We start from the raw sequence: 15318 nt of genomic DNA on the forward strand, positions 1-15318 counted from the left end.
GCAAAAGGAGCACGATCAGCAGCCCAAAAAGAAAGAGCCCCCCAAGGTCATCCCCGGAGAGCCCAATCTGTTCTTAGCACCCTCAGATTTACCAGCTTCTCTGCCGCAGTCAACAACAACCGATTCGGTTGAATGGAGATTTGCGACCTTTTCCTAGAAATATCTGATAACGGGGCCTTTCCCGACCGGTTGTCGTGGAAAAATCATGGCATTCATCCAAGCATCTGCCTCCCTCGGAGAGCGGACCGGGGTGCTGTTGTCCGCGGACAACAGCGTTCCAGAACGGCATATAGTCATCGACACTCTTCGCAATGCCGCCCCCCTTTTGGGACTGCGCGCCTCCGTTTTGGCAACGCTTGATGCAATGCTTTCCTGCCTGCCACCGAAACGCAGCCATCACATTGTCTTCGCCTCGAACGCCACCCTCAGTTTCCGCCGTAACGGAATCACCGACCGCACGCTCAGGCGCCACGCCGCCCTTTTGCAAGAGGCCGGCCTGCTGATCCGGCGGGACAGCCCCAACGGCAAACGCTTCAGCAAGCAGAACAGTCGCGAAGGCAAGGTCTTGCGCTTTGGCTTCGACCTCTCCCCGCTATTCGATCGGCTGGCGGAAATCGCCGCGCTGGCGGCTAAGGTGCTGCAGCAGAACGAAGAGATTGCTTATCTGCGCTGCAAGATCCGCACCGCGATGAAACAGCTTCTGGACCAAGATCCCGAGCATCCGCAAGCTCTGGCAGCCCGACGTCTGCTGCGCCGCAAGCTGACCGTTACCGAATGTCACGACGCGCTGAACGCCCTGGCGGTTACCATCGCAGAGACCGAAGGCGACATCGACACCCCGACCTGTGAGCAAGAAGATATGTCCGCCAGCAACGGCCAAAATGTCCGGCACCATCATAAGTCAAAAAAAGAAAATATTGATAAGAAGAACGCCCAGAGCAAAGACACAGCTCAATCAACCCAGGACCAACCGCCAGTGACCGTGTCCGAACTTGTCGCAACATGCTCAGAAGCGGCCACGTTCTCCTTGGCTCCGGTGGAAACCGCAGCACAGGTGATCGCTCATGCTCGAACGCTTGCCCCGATGATCGGCATCGACAGCTCCAGCTATCAGGCCGCAGAGCAGCGGTTGGGGCTTTACAACACAGCGATCACGGTTTGGGCAATGATGCAATTCCACGATCGGATCCAATCGGTCGGAGCCTATTTCAGATCAATCACTACGGGTCGGAAAAGCGCGGATTTCGATCCCATGCGTCTTGTCCGCCGATTGACCCAGAGCCAAGCGAGCCCGGCATGATCTCTGGGAAGTGGCGATCAGATCGAGCTTGAACGGCAATCGGCGCATATTGTCCGCGGACAATTGCGCAAAAGGGTAGGGAGGGTTTTAAGATGCAACGGGTGGAGGCGAAAGCCAATCTTTCAATCCCTGTTCCCAATCGCACGGCCCAACTGACGTTGTCCGCGGACAATCCCGTTGCGCAGGAGCTTTCAGCCAGATCATCTAGCCTTAAGGCAAGCATGACACGCCCGCAGCGGTCAGATAAAAAATATGGGAATTTCGGTCCACGGCCTCGGAAAGGGCAGGGGGATCAAGCGGCTTTTCCGGTCAGCCTCGCCAACCCCACGCTTTCCCAGGAGGACCAAGTCATGGCAGAGGCCAACCCACGAGGGGCGGCCTCCATCATTATACTGATCAAAGTTCGAGCGTGACCTTGCCGCGCGGGTTCGAACAACAGGCGAGGATATAGCCTTCTTCGATCTCTTCTTCGGTGATGCCGCCGTTGTGCACCATATGAACCTCGCCCGAAAGCTTCTTGGTCTTGCAAGTGCCACAGACACCGAAGGTGCAACCGGACGGAATCGCGACACCGGCACTACGTGCGGCATTGAGCACGGTTTCAGTTTCAGGGCAGGATTGCGACACCCCGGAAATATCGAAAATAACCTCTGCCATGACGTCTTCCTCGGGAAGGTCGTCATCCGGCACCGGCAGTTCGATCAGCTCCGGTCCCGGCGTCCCGGGCGCATGGAAGCTTTCCTGATGATAATGGTCCATGTCAAAGCCGAGACCGGCCAAAGCTTCGCGCACGGCCTGCATGAAGGAATCCGGACCGCAGCAGAACACCTCCCGCTCCAGATAGTCGGGCGCCATCAGGCCCAGCATCAACTGGTTGAAATGGCCCTGAAACCCGGTCCAAGGCTGGAACGGATCAGGCCGGTCGACAACCCATTTCAGGTCAAGCCCGGCAATCCGTGTCGCCATATGCTCAAGCCGCCGCTTGAAGATAATGTCCGATGGCCGTTTAGCGCAGTTCACGAAGACGATGTCACAATGGCCACCGAGATCGTAAATCTCCGTGGTCATCGACATCATCGGGGTGATCCCGGAACCGGCCGAGATGAACAGATACTTAGGTGCCGGGCTCTTGGCCGAGGTGAAATGACCGGTCGGCCCGGTCGCCTTCAGCTTCATCCCGGGGCGCAGATTGTCGATGATCCAGCGGACCCCGATGGAATCGGACTGCGCCTTCATGGTCACGGTCAGCGATTTGGGCCGTGTCGGCGACGAGGAGATGGTGAAGGTCCGGTAGAGCGGCCCGCCCGGCACCGGCAGTTCAAGCGTGATGAACTGGCCGGCGTCGAAGATGAACGGACGCCGCGAGGGAGCCTGAAAACAGACGGTTACAACATGCTCGGTCTCTGGCAGGATCGACACGCATTCAAGCATCTCATCATCGGTCCAGGGACCGGCTGGTACGACTTGGGTCTTCGTCATCCGGGATTACTCCGCTGCCAGGGATTGCGGGGCATAGGCGCTGCGCATCCGGTCGAGATACCAGTTCACGAACTGCAGCACGCCATCTTCATGCGTGGCGGAGTAGGGGCCCGGTTCATAGGCCGGAGAGTTGATGCCCTGCTGGTTGTCCTCGACAACGCGGCGATCCTCGTCATTGGTATGGGTCCAGACCCGGGTCAGGTTCTCCAGATCGTAATCCACACCCTCGACCGCATCCTTGTTCACCAACCAGGTGGTCTGTACCTCGGTTTCCTGCGGGCCGATCGGGGTCACCCGGAAGGTGATCGAATGGTCGGTCAGGAAGTGGTTCCAGGTGGTCGGATAATGGAACAGCAGCAGCGTGCCGGCATCGAGGAACGGCACCTGCCCCAGACGTTTCTGCACAGCGATCTTGCCGTTGACGGTGTAGCTTTCCGCGCCGTCCAGCAGCGGCATCCGGGCAACACGATACTGCCCTTCTTCGTCGATCTGGAAGCGGGATGGTGCCCCGGCGGCTTCGAGACGGTTGAAATGGTTCTCGACCTTCTCGGGGAAGGTGCCATCGGCGCTTACGCCGGTGATGGTGGGATCCTCGGGATAGGTGCGGCACAGGTCGGGGTGATTGCCGGCGCAGTGATAGCACTCGCGGTTGTTCTCCCAGACCAGCTTCCAGTTGCCCTTTTCAATGATGGTCGATTGGTGCGCCACCTTGGCGTTGGACAGGTCATGCACGCCAAGATAGGGGGCGACGGTATCAGAGAAGGCGTCGAAATCGGGCGCGTCCTCGGCCAGGCAGATATAGACCAGCCCTGCCACCACGCGGCAATGCACCGGCTTCAGCCCATGTTTGGAGGCATCGAAATCTGCGGCCATGTCACGGGCCCAGATCAGCCGACCGTCCAGATCGTAGGTCCATTGGTGATAGGGGCAGGTCAGCTTGGCGACACGGCCCAGGGTGGCGGAACAGATGATCGACCCACGGTGCCGGCAGGTGTTATGAAAGGCACGGATTTCTCCCTTGCCGTCGCGGATCACGATCACATCATAGACGCCGACTTTCATGCGCTGATAGGCGCCGGTCTTCTCCAGCATGCAGGCCGGCAGCGCATAGAGCCAGTCGTGATAGAAGATCGTCTCAAGATCGGCCTCGAAAATCTCGGACGCATTATAGAACGGCTGCTGCAGTGCATGTCCGGGGCGGTGCTGCATCAGCAGCTCGGCGAGGGGGGCGGCCTGGCTGACCATGGTGAGACTCCTGTCGCGGAAGGGCAATTCGCCCAGGACGAAGCCATCACGCGGCCCCGTTTGCAATTGTCAAAAATCTCATCTTAGATTAGATTAGCTAATGTCATGTGTGGCATGTCTCATTAGCGACATCTCTTGCCTGAAAGCGACTATTTCATATGCGAAAGCCCTATGATCTGCCCTCTTTAGGTGACTTAGCCTGCTTTGAAGCGGCTGCACGAAATTTAAGCTTCAAACTGGCCTCATCCGAAATGAATGTGACACCGGCGGCTGTCAGCCATCGGATCAAGGCCCTGGAGCAGGAACTGGGGCAACCTCTGTTCAACCGTCATTACCGTGGCGTCGACCTGACCGAGGCGGGCGCCTTGCTGTTCGTTTCGTTGCAACGTGGCTTTGAGGGGATTTCCGACAGCGTCACCCGCATTCGCAGCCGTCATGACCGCACCGCTGTGTCGATCACTGCGACGACCGCTATGAGCGGCCTTTGGCTGACCCCGCGGCTTGCAGCGTTCTGGAAGGCGCATCCCGGTGTTGCGATTTCGCAGATCATCGAGGACAGCGGGCGCACGCAGGGCGTCGATCTGAGCATTCACTATGGTGATCCGGCACAGGAAGATGACGAAACGCGCGTATTGTTCCGGGATCGGATTCTGGCGCTTGGCAGCCCGCATTTCGCCAGCACCTTCGGGATCCGGCAGGTTTCGGACTTGGCCGAAGTGCCGCTGATTCGCATCCGGTCCGGCGCAAACGCCTGGACGGACTGGCCGGAATGGTTTTCGGCAATGAATCGGCCGGCGCCAAAGGGGGCGGAGTTTTCGCTGAACAATTATCTGATCGGGTTGAAGGCGGCCGAAGACGATATCGGCGCCGTACTCGGCTGGGAGGGGCTGTTGGGCAGCTATCTCGACAGCGGTCGGTTGGTGCAACTCGTCCCCGAGGCGATGCAATCGCCATACTCGTTCTATTTGCGGATCCATGCCAGGGCCTCGGCCAATGCGCGCCTGTTCGCGGATTGGCTGGCGGAACAGGACACCGGGGCCTGAGGCCGTTGCGGCATGCCTGCCGCCGGCGGATCGTTTTCCACTGGCGGCAGGCGTCTTTGTCCGGTTAGCTGCGCGGCTTGAGGTTCTGGGGATCATAGAGCGGCTCATAGCCAACCCCTGCGACCTCGACCGGATAGAGCTCGTCGAAATACGAGACGGTCAGTTTACGCCCCTTCTGGCAATACTCCCACGGCAGATAAGCCAGGGCGATGTTCTTGCCGATGCTGGGCCCGAAAGCGACCGAACTGGTGTAGGACCGGCGGCCCAGCTCATCGACCAGGGTTTCGCCGGTTTCCGGGTCCATCACCGGCATGGTGGTGTTCGGATACCGCTTCACGCCGTTGCGATCGGTATTCTCGGTCATCACCAGAGTGCAGAGCATGGCCGGCTGATGATCGCGGGCGCGATATTCCAGGTGCTTTTCCTTACCGCGGAAATCGGCTTCCTTGACCTTGGGACGCGCCAGTGCGGCCTCATAGAGGTTGTACTGGGTGTTCAGATCGGCGTTCTGCAGACGCAGCGATTTTTCCAGACGTCGCGAGTTGGCATAGGTTTCGACGCCCACCGCCATCACGCCGGTCGAACGCAGCGCATCCCAGACCGCCAGCCCGTCCTCATAGGCCATGTGCAGCTCCCAGCCCTGTTCACCCACATAGGAAATGCGGAAGGCAGAGACTTTCTTGCCGGCGATCTCGATGGTCTTGATCGCGGCGAAGGGGAAGTTCTCCACATCCAGCATGTCGGGATCGGCGACCACCTTCTTCAGGTTTTCGCGGGCGTTCGGGCCCCAGATGCCGATGGTGGTGAAAGCCTCGGTCACATCGGTGATGGTGACATCAAGCCCGCGGTCTTGCGCCATGCGCTTCATATACATCTGATCGCGCGGACCGGCATCGGCGCCGTTCACCAGCCGGCAGCGATCCTCCATGCGGAAGACGGTGAAGTCGGCCCGGACGTTGCCCTCGTCATCCAGCATATGGGTATAGATGCCCTTGCCGATGTTGGCGTCGCCGCCGATCTTCGCGGCGCAGAGGTATTCCATCAGCTCGACATGGTCGGGGCCGGAAATGTCGGTCATGTGGAAGTGCGACAGGTTGATGATGCCGCAATCCGCGCTCATCTCAAGCTGCTCGGCGTTGGAGACGCGCCAGAAATGGCGGTTGTCCCATTCGGCTTCACGCACCGGCACCTGATCGGCGTATTTCTCCAGAAGATGTTCGTTGGCGGCATAGCCATGGGCGCGTTCCCAGCCGCCCAGTTCCATGAAGTAACCACCCAGCTCGACTTCACGTTCGTAGAAGGGCGAGCGACGGACGTTGCGGCCCTTGGAGAACGGTTCACGCACGTGAATCGGGGGATTGTAGATCTTCTTCGCGGTCTCCCAGCAGCGGTCATAGATGAATTCTTCCGTCAGCTGGAAGTCGCTGAAGCGGGAGTAGTCGATGGCGTGGTGGTCGATATGGGTGCGCCCGTCGGTCATCCAGTCGGCGATCAGCTTGCCCATGCCGGGCGCGTCCTTGACCCAGATCGCCACCGCATACCACAGCCCGCGCACCTTGCGGCTTTCGCCCATCGACGCGCCGCCGTCGGTGGTGGTCTGCAGCAGGCCGTTGAAGGAATGGTTTTCGTTGAAGCCGAGCTCTGCCAGGATCGGGGTCAGTTCCATCGCTTTTTCAAGCGGTTCGATGACATCTTCCAGCACGAGGTCACGCATTGACGGCCCGAGGCGCGCCTGGCCCTTCTCGAGAATTTCGCGCGGGTGCACCAGACGGGGCTCTTCCTCGTAGTAATAGCCCCATTCGATCTGACCGCCTTCGGTGGTCGCGGGATCGCCGGTGTCGCGCAGATAGGCGGAGTTGCCCTGATCGCGCAGCAGCGGGCGGCCGATTTCCAGGCCGGTGCCGGCGAATTCGTCATAGGGCCCGAAGAAGGTCAGCGGGTGGTCGACCGGCATCACCGGCAGGTCTTCGCCCACCATGCCGGCGATCAAGCGGCCCCAGAGACCGGCGCAGACGACGACGTGGTCGGCCATGATCGTGCCTCGATGGGTCTTCACGCCGACGACGCGGCCATTCTCCTGGATCAGCTCCAGCGCCGGGGTGTTTGCGAAGGCCCGCAGCTTGCCGGTCTTCTCGGCGGCATCGACCAGCTTGCCAGCGACGGTCTGCGAACGCGGCACGACAAGGCCCGCATCCGGATCCCACATCGCGCCCTGGATCTGGTCTTCTTCGAGAAGCGGGAATTTCTCCTTCGCCTCGGCGGCGGAGATCATCTTGACGCGTGTGCCGAAGGCCCGGCCCGAGTCACAGCGGCGCTTCAGCTCTTCCATCCGTTCGTCATCGCCGACGCGGGCGACTTCCAGCCCGCCGATGCGGCTGTAGTGGCCCATCTTCTCGTAGAAATCGACTGAGTACATCGAGCTCCAGGTGCTCAGGAGATCGTGGCTCGTCACGTAGCAGAAGTCCGAGGCATGGCCGGTCGAGCCGATATCGGTCGGGATGGCCGACTTGTCGATACCGACGATATCGTCCCAGCCGCGTTCGATCAGGTGATGCGCGACCGAGGCGCCGACGATGCCACCAAGGCCGACGATGACGACGTTTGCACGTTCAGGAAACGAAGACATGGATCATTCCACTTATGCGAGAGGTTTGTGTTGAACAGTAGTCTGGATCGGGGCGGGCGCTTTGGCCCAACCGGCATTCATCGCGCGGAAAACGACCGTTCGCCGCGCCGCGGCTGCCGGCGCCCGACATGAGGATCATCTTGTCTGGAGGGCTGGACCATCCGTCTTGATACGAATGTCCGCATGATGGGCGATATCCCGTTCGACTGGCACCAGTGCCTTCATCTGTTTCCCTCACTGTCAGCGCTCCGGTTCGGGCCGGGGCGCGCCCTCCGTCGCCGGGGGCTGGTTTATGGCTCCAGAACGAAAGCGACGCGTCAAGCGCTCTATCCGCCGTTCCGGTCAATCTCTGTAATCGGGTCCGTGACCGCATTTGTTGCCCCGTCAGCGCATCACGATGTCGGAGAGGCAGATTCGTAACGGGGAGTATTGCGGTCGCGACTTTCGAAAAAACAGAACGATTGCGTCAACTCGGGATTACGGCTACGACAAAGGTTCAGGAATTTTCACAACCCTTTGAGGGCGGTCCGATGGAGCCCAGACCCGAAGCGCTGAAACCGGTCTTGCGTGGCCCGGTGGTGCGGTCGTTCCGGCCGCGCTCGAACGGGGTGCGCCTGTCCGTCGGGTTCATTCTGGCCAAACGCTTCACGCTTTGCGCCTTCGCGAACTTCGTGGACGTGCTGCGGCTTGCCGCCGATGAAGGGGACCGCAGCCGGCCGATCCTGTGCAACTGGACCGTCCTGTCGGATACCATGGATGCGGTGACGTCAAGCTGCGGCATCTCTGTTCAGCCGAAGGAACGGCTGGGGGACCCGACACGGTTCGATTACATCGTGGTGGTCGGTGGGCTGATGGACGAGATGTCCAATCTCAGCCCGGCCTATGTTCGGTTCCTGAAACAGGCCGCGGCCTCGGGGGTGCCGCTGGTGGGGCTGTGCACTGGTGCCTTCATGCTGCACGAGATCGGGTTGCTCGATGGTTATCGCTGCTGCGTAAGCTGGTTTCATCATGCCGATTTCCTTGAACAGTTCGAAGGGCTCAATCCGGTCACGGACCAGATCTTCGTGGTGGATGGCGATCGGCTGACCTGTTCGGGCGGGGCCAGTTCGGCACATCTGGCCGCCTATCTGGTCGACAAGCATGTCGGGCGCGCCCAGGCGAGCAAGAGCCTGCATATCATGATCATCGACGATGCCCTCCAGCCCGAAAAGCCACAGCCGGGCATAACGCTGGATTTCAAGACCCGCGATCCGATCGTGTTGCGGGCGCTGCTGCTGATGCAGCAGAATATCGACACGCCGCTGTCGGTGCAGGAGATCGCCCGCCGGACCGGCCACAGCAAGCGCCAGCTCGAACGGCATTTCCGCACTGCACTCGATATCTCGCCGCAAGCGGCCTTTCTGACCATCCGCCTGTCCCTGGCGCATCACCTGATCGAGACCAGCGAAAAATCCATCGCCCAGATCGCCGTCGATTGCGGGTTTTGCGATTCCTCGCACCTGAGTCGGATGTTCCGCCGCCGGTTCGAGACGACCCCGCATGCGCTGCGACGGGGGCGGGACGCCGCGCCGGACTGAGCCGGTCAGGGGCGGCTGTGGGGGGCTGGCGATGTGGCTGGCGCTTATCTCCGGTCCGGATGTCGCAAATATTCAATGAAGCCCGTCGGCAGAGGTCTACCACAGTCGTTAGATCTTTTCTCTGCCGGGGGCTCGCCCATGACGCGTTTCAACGCCTTCAACCTTCTCAAGAACGCCATGAGCGGTCACAAGAATTGGACCGAGCAATGGCCGGATAGTCAGCCCAAGTCCGAATATGACGTCGTCATCGTCGGGGCAGGGGGACACGGTCTTGGCGCCGCCTATTATCTTGCCTCGCAGCATGGCATCACCAATGTCGCCGTGATCGACAAGGGGTGGCTGGGCGGTGGGAACACCGGGCGCAACACCACCATCATCCGCTCGAATTACCTCTATGACGAAAGCCAGCGGCTGTTCGACCATTCGGTGGACCTGTGGCAAGGGCTCAGCCAGGAGCTGAACTATAACGTCATGTATTCGAACCGGGGCTGCCTGATGCTGGCTCATACGGTGCATGATGTTCAAAGTTTCAAACGCCACGTGCATGCCAACCGGCTGAACGGTGTCGATAACCGCTGGCTGACGCCAGAGGAGTGCAAGGAATATTGTCCGCCGATCAACATCGCCAAGGATGCGCGTTATCCGGTGATGGGGGGCGCGCTGCAGGAACGTGCCGGTACGGCGCGCCATGATGCGGTGGCCTGGGGCTATGCCCGGGGCGCGGCGGCGCGCGGCGTCGACATCATCCAGAACTGCGCCGTTATCGCGATCCGCCGCAATGCCGACGGCTCGGTCGCCGGGGTGGACACAGAAAAGGGCTTCATCAAGGCGAAGAAGGTCGCGGTCAGCGCTTCGGGCCATAACTCCATGGTCATGGCGACCGCCGGCGTGCGCCTGCCGCTGGAATCGATGCCGCTGCAAGCGCTGGTGTCGGAACCGGTGAAACCTATCTTCCCCTGCGTGGTCATGTCCAACGCCGTGCACGCCTATTGCAGCCAGTCCGACAAGGGCGAACTGGTGATCGGCTCGGGCACCGACCAGTATGTCTCTTATTCGCAGCGCGGCGGCCTGCCGCTGATCGAACACACCATCGCCGCGATTTCCGAGGTGTTCCCGATCTTCAACCGGATGCGGATGCTGCGCAAATGGGGCGGCATCACCGACAACACTCCCGACCGCTCGCCGATCATCGGCAAGACCCCGGTGCCGAACCTCTATATCAACTGCGGTTGGGGCACCGGCGGCTTCAAGGCCACGCCCGGTTCGGCCCATGTCTTTGCCCATACCATCGCCAAGGACGAGCCGCATCCGATCAACGCCCCATTCACGCTCGACCGCTTCCGCACTGGCCGTCTGATCGACGAAGCCGCCGCTGCCGCCGTCGCGCACTGATTGCGCCCGCATCGAGGTCATACCAATGCTTCTGATCCATTGCCCCTATTGCAACGAGACCCTGCCCGAGGTCGAATTCGCCTATGCCAGCGAGGCGCATATCGCCCGCCCGACGCGCCCCTCCGAGACCACTGACGAGGATTGGGCAGAATTCCTTTTCATGCGCTCCAACGTGAAGGGGCCGCTTTACGAACGCTGGCGCCACGTCCACGGCTGCGGTCGGTTCTTCAATGCGGTGCGCGATACCGTCACCGACAAGTTTCTCACCACCTACAAGGCGGGCGAACCGCGCCCTGACCTCTCCAGCCTGACGGAGGGCCTGAAATGAGCCAGTACCGCGTTTCCGGCCGGGGCCGGGTGGATACCGCCCGCCCCGTGACCTTCACCTTCGACGGCAAGAGCTATCGCGGCGCCCAAGGCGATACCGTCGCCTCGGCCCTGCTGGCCAACGGCGTGCATCTTATGGGGCGGTCGTTCAAGTATCACCGCCCGCGCGGCGCCATCGCGGCCGGCTCCGAAGAGCCCAACGCGCTGATCGGCACCCGTCGCGGTTCGGGCCGGTTCGAACCCAACACCCGCGCCACCGTGCAGGAGATCTGGGACGGGCTCGAAACCAATTCCCAGAACAAATTCCCCAGCCTCAAGTTCGACGTGGGTGCGGTGAACGACGCAGCCTATATGCTGTTCTCGGCGGGATTCTACTACAAGACCTTCATGTGGCCGCGATCCTTCTGGGACAAGGTCTATGAACCCTTCATCCGCGCCGCCGCCGGCCTGGGCGTGAGCCCGATCGAAGAGGATCCGGATACCTACGCCTCGCGCAACCTGCATTGCGATGTGCTGATCGTCGGCGCCGGGCCCACCGGGCTCGCCGCCGCCCGTGCCGCCGCGGTCGAAGGGCTGCGCGTGGTGCTGGTGGATGAAAACCCCGAAGCCGGCGGCACGCTCTTGTCCGAACCGCAGGCGCGGATCGACGGCAAGGCGGCCTGGGACTGGCTGGCGGCCGAGCTCGAGGCGCTGAAGGCCCTGGGTGTGAAGATCATGACCCGCACCACCGCCATCGCCTATTACCACCAGAACATGATCGGGCTGGTCGAAAAACTGACCGACCATCTGCCCAAGCTGCCCGCCGACACCCCGCGCGAACGGCTGTGGCGGGTGCGCTCCAAACAGGTTGTGCTGGCGCAAGGGGCGCTGGAAAAGCCGCTGGTGTTCCATGGCAATGACCGTCCTGGCGTGATGCTGGCAGGCTCGGCCCAGACCTTCCTGAACCGCTACGGTGTTCTGGTCGGCAAGCGCCCGGTGATCCTGACATCGCATGATTCCGCCTGGTACGCGGCCTTCGATCTGCAGGATGCCGGCGCCAAGGTGCAGGCCATCGTGGATACCCGCGCCGATGTCGACGCGCTGCTGCAGAGCGAGGCGCGCGCCCGCGGCATCGCCGTCAAGCTGTCGCATACCGCAACCGCAACCTCGGGCCGGCTGCGGGTTTCCTCGCTGCGGATCAACCCGGTGGCGGGGGGCACTGTCGGTGCCGCGCAGGATATCCGTTGCGACGCGGTGCTGATGTCGGGCGGCTGGACGCCGTCGCTGCATCTGTTCTCTCACACCAAGGGATCGCTCACCTGGGACGACGATCGCACCACCTTCCTGCCGGAAAAGACGCCGGAAGACTGCGTGATCGCCGGCGCCAGCCGTGGCCTCTGGGGCATCGGGGCGGCCCTGGCCGACGGCGCCGAAAAGGGCCGCGCCGTGGCCGAAGCCCTGGGCAAGACCGGCGCGCAGGTGGCCTATGCGATTGAGGCCGACCGCCCCGGCACCGGTGTGTCGCACAAGGAACTGCCGACCGACCTCAGCGCCGGCAAGGCCAAGGCCTTTGTCGATTTCCAGAACGATGTGACCGCCAAGGACCTGCGTCTGGCCGTGCGCGAGGGCATGCGCTCGATCGAACATGTCAAACGCTATACCACCAACGGCATGGCGACCGATCAGGGCAAGATGTCCAATATCAACGGTCTGAACATCGCCTCCGACGCACTTGGCAAGAAGCAGCCGCAGGTGGGCCTGACCACCTTCCGGCCGCCCTATACGCCGACCAGCTTCGGTGCCTTCGCGGGCTATCACCGCGGCGAGCATTTCGAGGTGACGCGCAAGACCAATATCGACAGCTGGGCCGAGGCGAAGGGTGCGGTCTTCGAACCGGTCGGCCAGTGGCGCCGGGCCCGGTACTTCCCCAAGCCGGGCGAGGACATGGATACCGCCGTGCGCCGCGAATGCGCCGCCACCCGCGCCTCGGTCGGTATCTTCGATGCCTCGACCCTGGGCAAGATCGAGGTCGTGGGCCCCGATGCGGTGGAATTCATGAACCGCATGTACACCAACCCCTGGACCAAGCTGGCGCCGGGCCGTTGCCGCTATGGCCTGCTCTTGGGCGATGACGGCTATATCCGCGACGACGGTGTCATTGGCCGCATGACCGAGGATCGCTTCCACGTCACCACCACCACCGGCGGTGCGGCGCGGGTTCTCAACATGATGGAGGATTACCTCCAGACCGAATGGTCCGATCTGAACGTCTGGCTGACCTCGACGACTGAACATTGGTCGACCGTGGCGCTGAACGGCCCCAATGCCGCCAAGCTGCTGGCGCCCTTCGTCGAAGGCGTCGAGCTGACCGAAGAGGCCTTCCCGCATATGTCCTGCGTGGAATGCACCGTTGCGGGCATGCCGGCGCGGCTGTTCCGGGTCAGCTTCACCGGCGAGATCGGCTTCGAAGTCAACGTGCCGGCGCATTTGGGCCAGAAGCTGTGGGACATCCTGTGGGAGGCCGGGCAGCAATACGGCATCACCGCCTATGGCACCGAGACGATGCACGTCCTGCGCGCCGAGAAGGGCTATATCATCGTCGGTCAGGACACCGATGGCACGGTCACGCCCTATGATGCGGGTATGGGCTGGGCCGTGGGCAAGAAGAAGCCCGACTTCGTCGGCATGCGCGGGCTGGCGCGCCCGGATCTTCAGGCGAAGAACCGCAAGCAGCTGGTTGGCTTGCTGACCGAGGACGGATCGAAGCTGGAAGAGGGCGCGCAGATCGTCTTCGACCCGAAACAGGCGATCCCGATGACCATGGTGGGGCATGTCACCTCGTCCTACGACGTCGGCACCACCGATCAGCCGATCGCGCTGGCACTGGTCGAGGGCGGCCACGGCAAGATGGGCGAGACCGTCTATATCCCGATGCCGGACCGCACCATCGCGGCGAAGATCACCGCGACGGTTTTCGTCGATCCCGAAAACACCCGTCTGAAAATCTGACCCGGAGGCGAAGATGACCGCACCGATTTCTTCCTTCATGCCCGGCGTACTGACGGCAAGTGCAGCCGCCCGGGTTGGTTTCGCCCACCGCTGCGCCCGGTTCTCGCTGCGCGCAAGGGGCGATCTGGCACCGCTCGAGGCGGCCCTGGGTCTGAGCCTGCCGGACCGGATCGGCCAACGTACCAGTGCCGGCGAACGTGAGGTGCTCTGCCTCGGGCCCGACGAATGGGTCCTGCATGCACCGGAGAGCGACGCCACCGCGATCACTGCCGCCTGCGCCGGTGTCTATGCCGATCATCCCCACAGCCTGGTCGATATCTCCGGGCGTGAGGTGAGCTTTGTCATCGACGGGCCGCGCGGCGCCGAACTGCTGACGCTCGGCTGCGCTCGTGATCTCGATACCATCGCCGTGGGCGAGGGGCGCCGCACCCTGTTCGACGGCGCCACCGTGATCCTGTGGCGTGATGCCGACAACAACTTCCGTCTGGATTGCTGGACCAGCTTTGCGACGCATCTGTTCCACCTGCTCGACACCGGCGTGCGGGAACTGGGCGCCGAGAACCACTGACACCGAACGGCGGCGTGGGCGCCGCCCGAAACCGGGCAGGGCGCTGAGCTCTGAAGACATAGACCCCTCAAACCGGCGGGAGGGCTGCCCCCCGCCGGATTGCCGATCCTCTGAAAGGTCCAACAGACATGTCCCAGATCACTCTGACCGTGTCCTGCCCGGTACGCCCGGGCATCGTCGCGGCGATTTCGACCTATCTGTCGGAGCAGGGCTGCAACATTCACGACAGCTCGCAGTTCTCCGATCTTGAAAACGACCGTTTTTTCATGCGCTTGAGCTTTGAATCGGAAGCCGGTCGCAGCCGGGAGGATCTGAGCGGGAGCTTCGTTGCGACCGCGGAACGATTTGGCATGGAGTTCGCCTTTCACGATCCGTCGGAAAAGATGAAAGTCGTGATCATGGTGTCGCGTTTCGGGCATTGCCTGAACGACCTGCTCTATCGGGTGCGCATCGGGGCGCTGCCGATCGACATCGTGGCGGTGATCTCGAACCACATGGATTACCAGAAGGTTGTGGTGAACCACGACATCCCCTTCCACTGCATCAAGGTGACCAAGGAGAACAAGCCGCAGGCCGAGGCGGCGATCATGCAGGTTGTCGAGGATTCGGGGGCCGAGCTGATCGTGCTGGCGCGCTACATGCAGATCCTGTCGGACGAGATGTGCCGGAAGATGTCGGGCCGGATCATCAACATCCACCATTCCTTCCTGCCGTCCTTCAAGGGGGCCAATCCCTACAAGCAGGCCTATGAACGCGGCGTGAAACTGATCGGG

Annotated in this window: 11 protein-coding genes; 8 read left to right on the forward strand and 3 right to left on the reverse strand. The window is 61.9% G+C overall.

Going from position 1 to position 15318, the window contains the following annotated elements:
- Positions 1-205 precede the first annotated feature (205 nt).
- Complete coding sequence (gene repC / locus G455_RS0114865) at positions 206-1300, forward strand: plasmid replication protein RepC (protein ID WP_028094427.1); 1095 nt, start codon at positions 206-208, stop codon at positions 1298-1300.
- Positions 1301-1696: 396 nt separating this feature from the next.
- On the opposite strand, the gene G455_RS0114870 is transcribed toward repC, so the two are convergent.
- Together G455_RS0114870 and G455_RS0114875 are read right to left on the reverse strand one after the other, a co-directional pair.
- Positions 1697-2779: a hybrid-cluster NAD(P)-dependent oxidoreductase gene (locus tag G455_RS0114870; protein ID WP_028094428.1), complete on the reverse strand. Its 1083-nt coding sequence runs from the start codon at positions 2777-2779 to the stop codon at positions 1697-1699.
- Positions 2780-2785: 6 nt separating this feature from the next.
- The gene (locus G455_RS0114875) at positions 2786-4024 is read right to left on the reverse strand and encodes an aromatic ring-hydroxylating oxygenase subunit alpha (RefSeq protein WP_028094429.1); all 1239 of its coding nucleotides are present in this window, start codon (positions 4022-4024) and stop codon (positions 2786-2788) included.
- Between the two features lie 158 nt (positions 4025-4182).
- Between G455_RS0114875 and G455_RS0114880 the strand changes: the two genes are divergently transcribed.
- Positions 4183-5067, forward strand: coding sequence for a LysR substrate-binding domain-containing protein (locus G455_RS0114880; RefSeq protein ID WP_028094430.1), 885 nt, complete (start codon positions 4183-4185; stop codon positions 5065-5067).
- A 64-nt stretch (positions 5068-5131) separates the two neighbouring features.
- Here G455_RS0114880 and G455_RS0114885 read toward each other — a convergent pair whose 3' ends face one another.
- Positions 5132-7693 carry a GcvT family protein gene (locus tag G455_RS0114885; RefSeq protein WP_028094431.1) on the reverse strand — a complete coding sequence of 854 codons (2562 nt, stop codon included), beginning with the start codon at positions 7691-7693 and terminating at the stop codon, positions 5132-5134.
- 530 nt (positions 7694-8223) lie between these two features.
- Between G455_RS0114885 and G455_RS0114890 the strand changes: the two genes are divergently transcribed.
- The 6 genes from G455_RS0114890 to G455_RS0114915 all read left to right on the forward strand — a co-directional run.
- Positions 8224-9270 (forward strand): GlxA family transcriptional regulator, encoded by a 1047-nt coding sequence (locus tag G455_RS0114890; protein ID WP_028094432.1) that lies wholly within the window; start codon positions 8224-8226, stop codon positions 9268-9270.
- 138 nt (positions 9271-9408) lie between these two features.
- Complete coding sequence (locus G455_RS0114895) at positions 9409-10662, forward strand: sarcosine oxidase subunit beta family protein (protein ID WP_028094433.1); 1254 nt, start codon at positions 9409-9411, stop codon at positions 10660-10662.
- 25 nt (positions 10663-10687) lie between these two features.
- Complete coding sequence (locus tag G455_RS0114900; protein WP_028094434.1) at positions 10688-10990, forward strand: sarcosine oxidase subunit delta; 303 nt, start codon at positions 10688-10690, stop codon at positions 10988-10990.
- Positions 10987-13977 carry a sarcosine oxidase subunit alpha gene (locus G455_RS0114905; RefSeq protein ID WP_028094435.1) on the forward strand — a complete coding sequence of 997 codons (2991 nt, stop codon included), beginning with the start codon at positions 10987-10989 and terminating at the stop codon, positions 13975-13977. The genes G455_RS0114900 and G455_RS0114905 overlap by 4 nt, the downstream gene beginning before the upstream one ends.
- 13 nt (positions 13978-13990) lie before the next feature.
- The gene (soxG, locus tag G455_RS0114910; RefSeq protein WP_028094436.1) at positions 13991-14545 is read left to right on the forward strand and encodes a sarcosine oxidase subunit gamma family protein; all 555 of its coding nucleotides are present in this window, start codon (positions 13991-13993) and stop codon (positions 14543-14545) included.
- A gap of 128 nt (positions 14546-14673) precedes the next feature.
- A partial coding sequence (locus tag G455_RS0114915) for a formyltetrahydrofolate deformylase (protein ID WP_028094437.1) occupies positions 14674-15318 on the forward strand: 645 nt, incomplete at its 3' end.

The organism is Pseudodonghicola xiamenensis DSM 18339 (genome assembly GCF_000429365.1).
In the GTDB taxonomy this organism is placed as follows: Bacteria; Pseudomonadota; Alphaproteobacteria; order Rhodobacterales; family Rhodobacteraceae; genus Pseudodonghicola; species Pseudodonghicola xiamenensis.

Coding starts and splice junctions, on each gene's coding strand:
- G455_RS0114890 (WP_028094432.1), top strand. CDS start 8,224: ATGGAGCCCAGACCCGAAGCGCTGAAACCGGTCTTGCGTGGCCCGGTG.
- G455_RS0114895 (WP_028094433.1), top strand. CDS start 9,409: ATGACGCGTTTCAACGCCTTCAACCTTCTCAAGAACGCCATGAGCGGT.
- G455_RS0114875 (WP_028094429.1), bottom strand. CDS start 4,024: ATGGTCAGCCAGGCCGCCCCCCTCGCCGAGCTGCTGATGCAGCACCGC.
- soxG (WP_028094436.1), top strand. CDS start 13,991: ATGACCGCACCGATTTCTTCCTTCATGCCCGGCGTACTGACGGCAAGT.
- G455_RS0114870 (WP_028094428.1), bottom strand. CDS start 2,779: ATGACGAAGACCCAAGTCGTACCAGCCGGTCCCTGGACCGATGATGAG.
- repC (WP_028094427.1), top strand. CDS start 206: ATGGCATTCATCCAAGCATCTGCCTCCCTCGGAGAGCGGACCGGGGTG.
- G455_RS0114900 (WP_028094434.1), top strand. CDS start 10,688: ATGCTTCTGATCCATTGCCCCTATTGCAACGAGACCCTGCCCGAGGTC.
- G455_RS0114905 (WP_028094435.1), top strand. CDS start 10,987: ATGAGCCAGTACCGCGTTTCCGGCCGGGGCCGGGTGGATACCGCCCGC.
- G455_RS0114885 (WP_028094431.1), bottom strand. CDS start 7,693: ATGTCTTCGTTTCCTGAACGTGCAAACGTCGTCATCGTCGGCCTTGGT.
- G455_RS0114880 (WP_028094430.1), top strand. CDS start 4,183: ATGCGAAAGCCCTATGATCTGCCCTCTTTAGGTGACTTAGCCTGCTTT.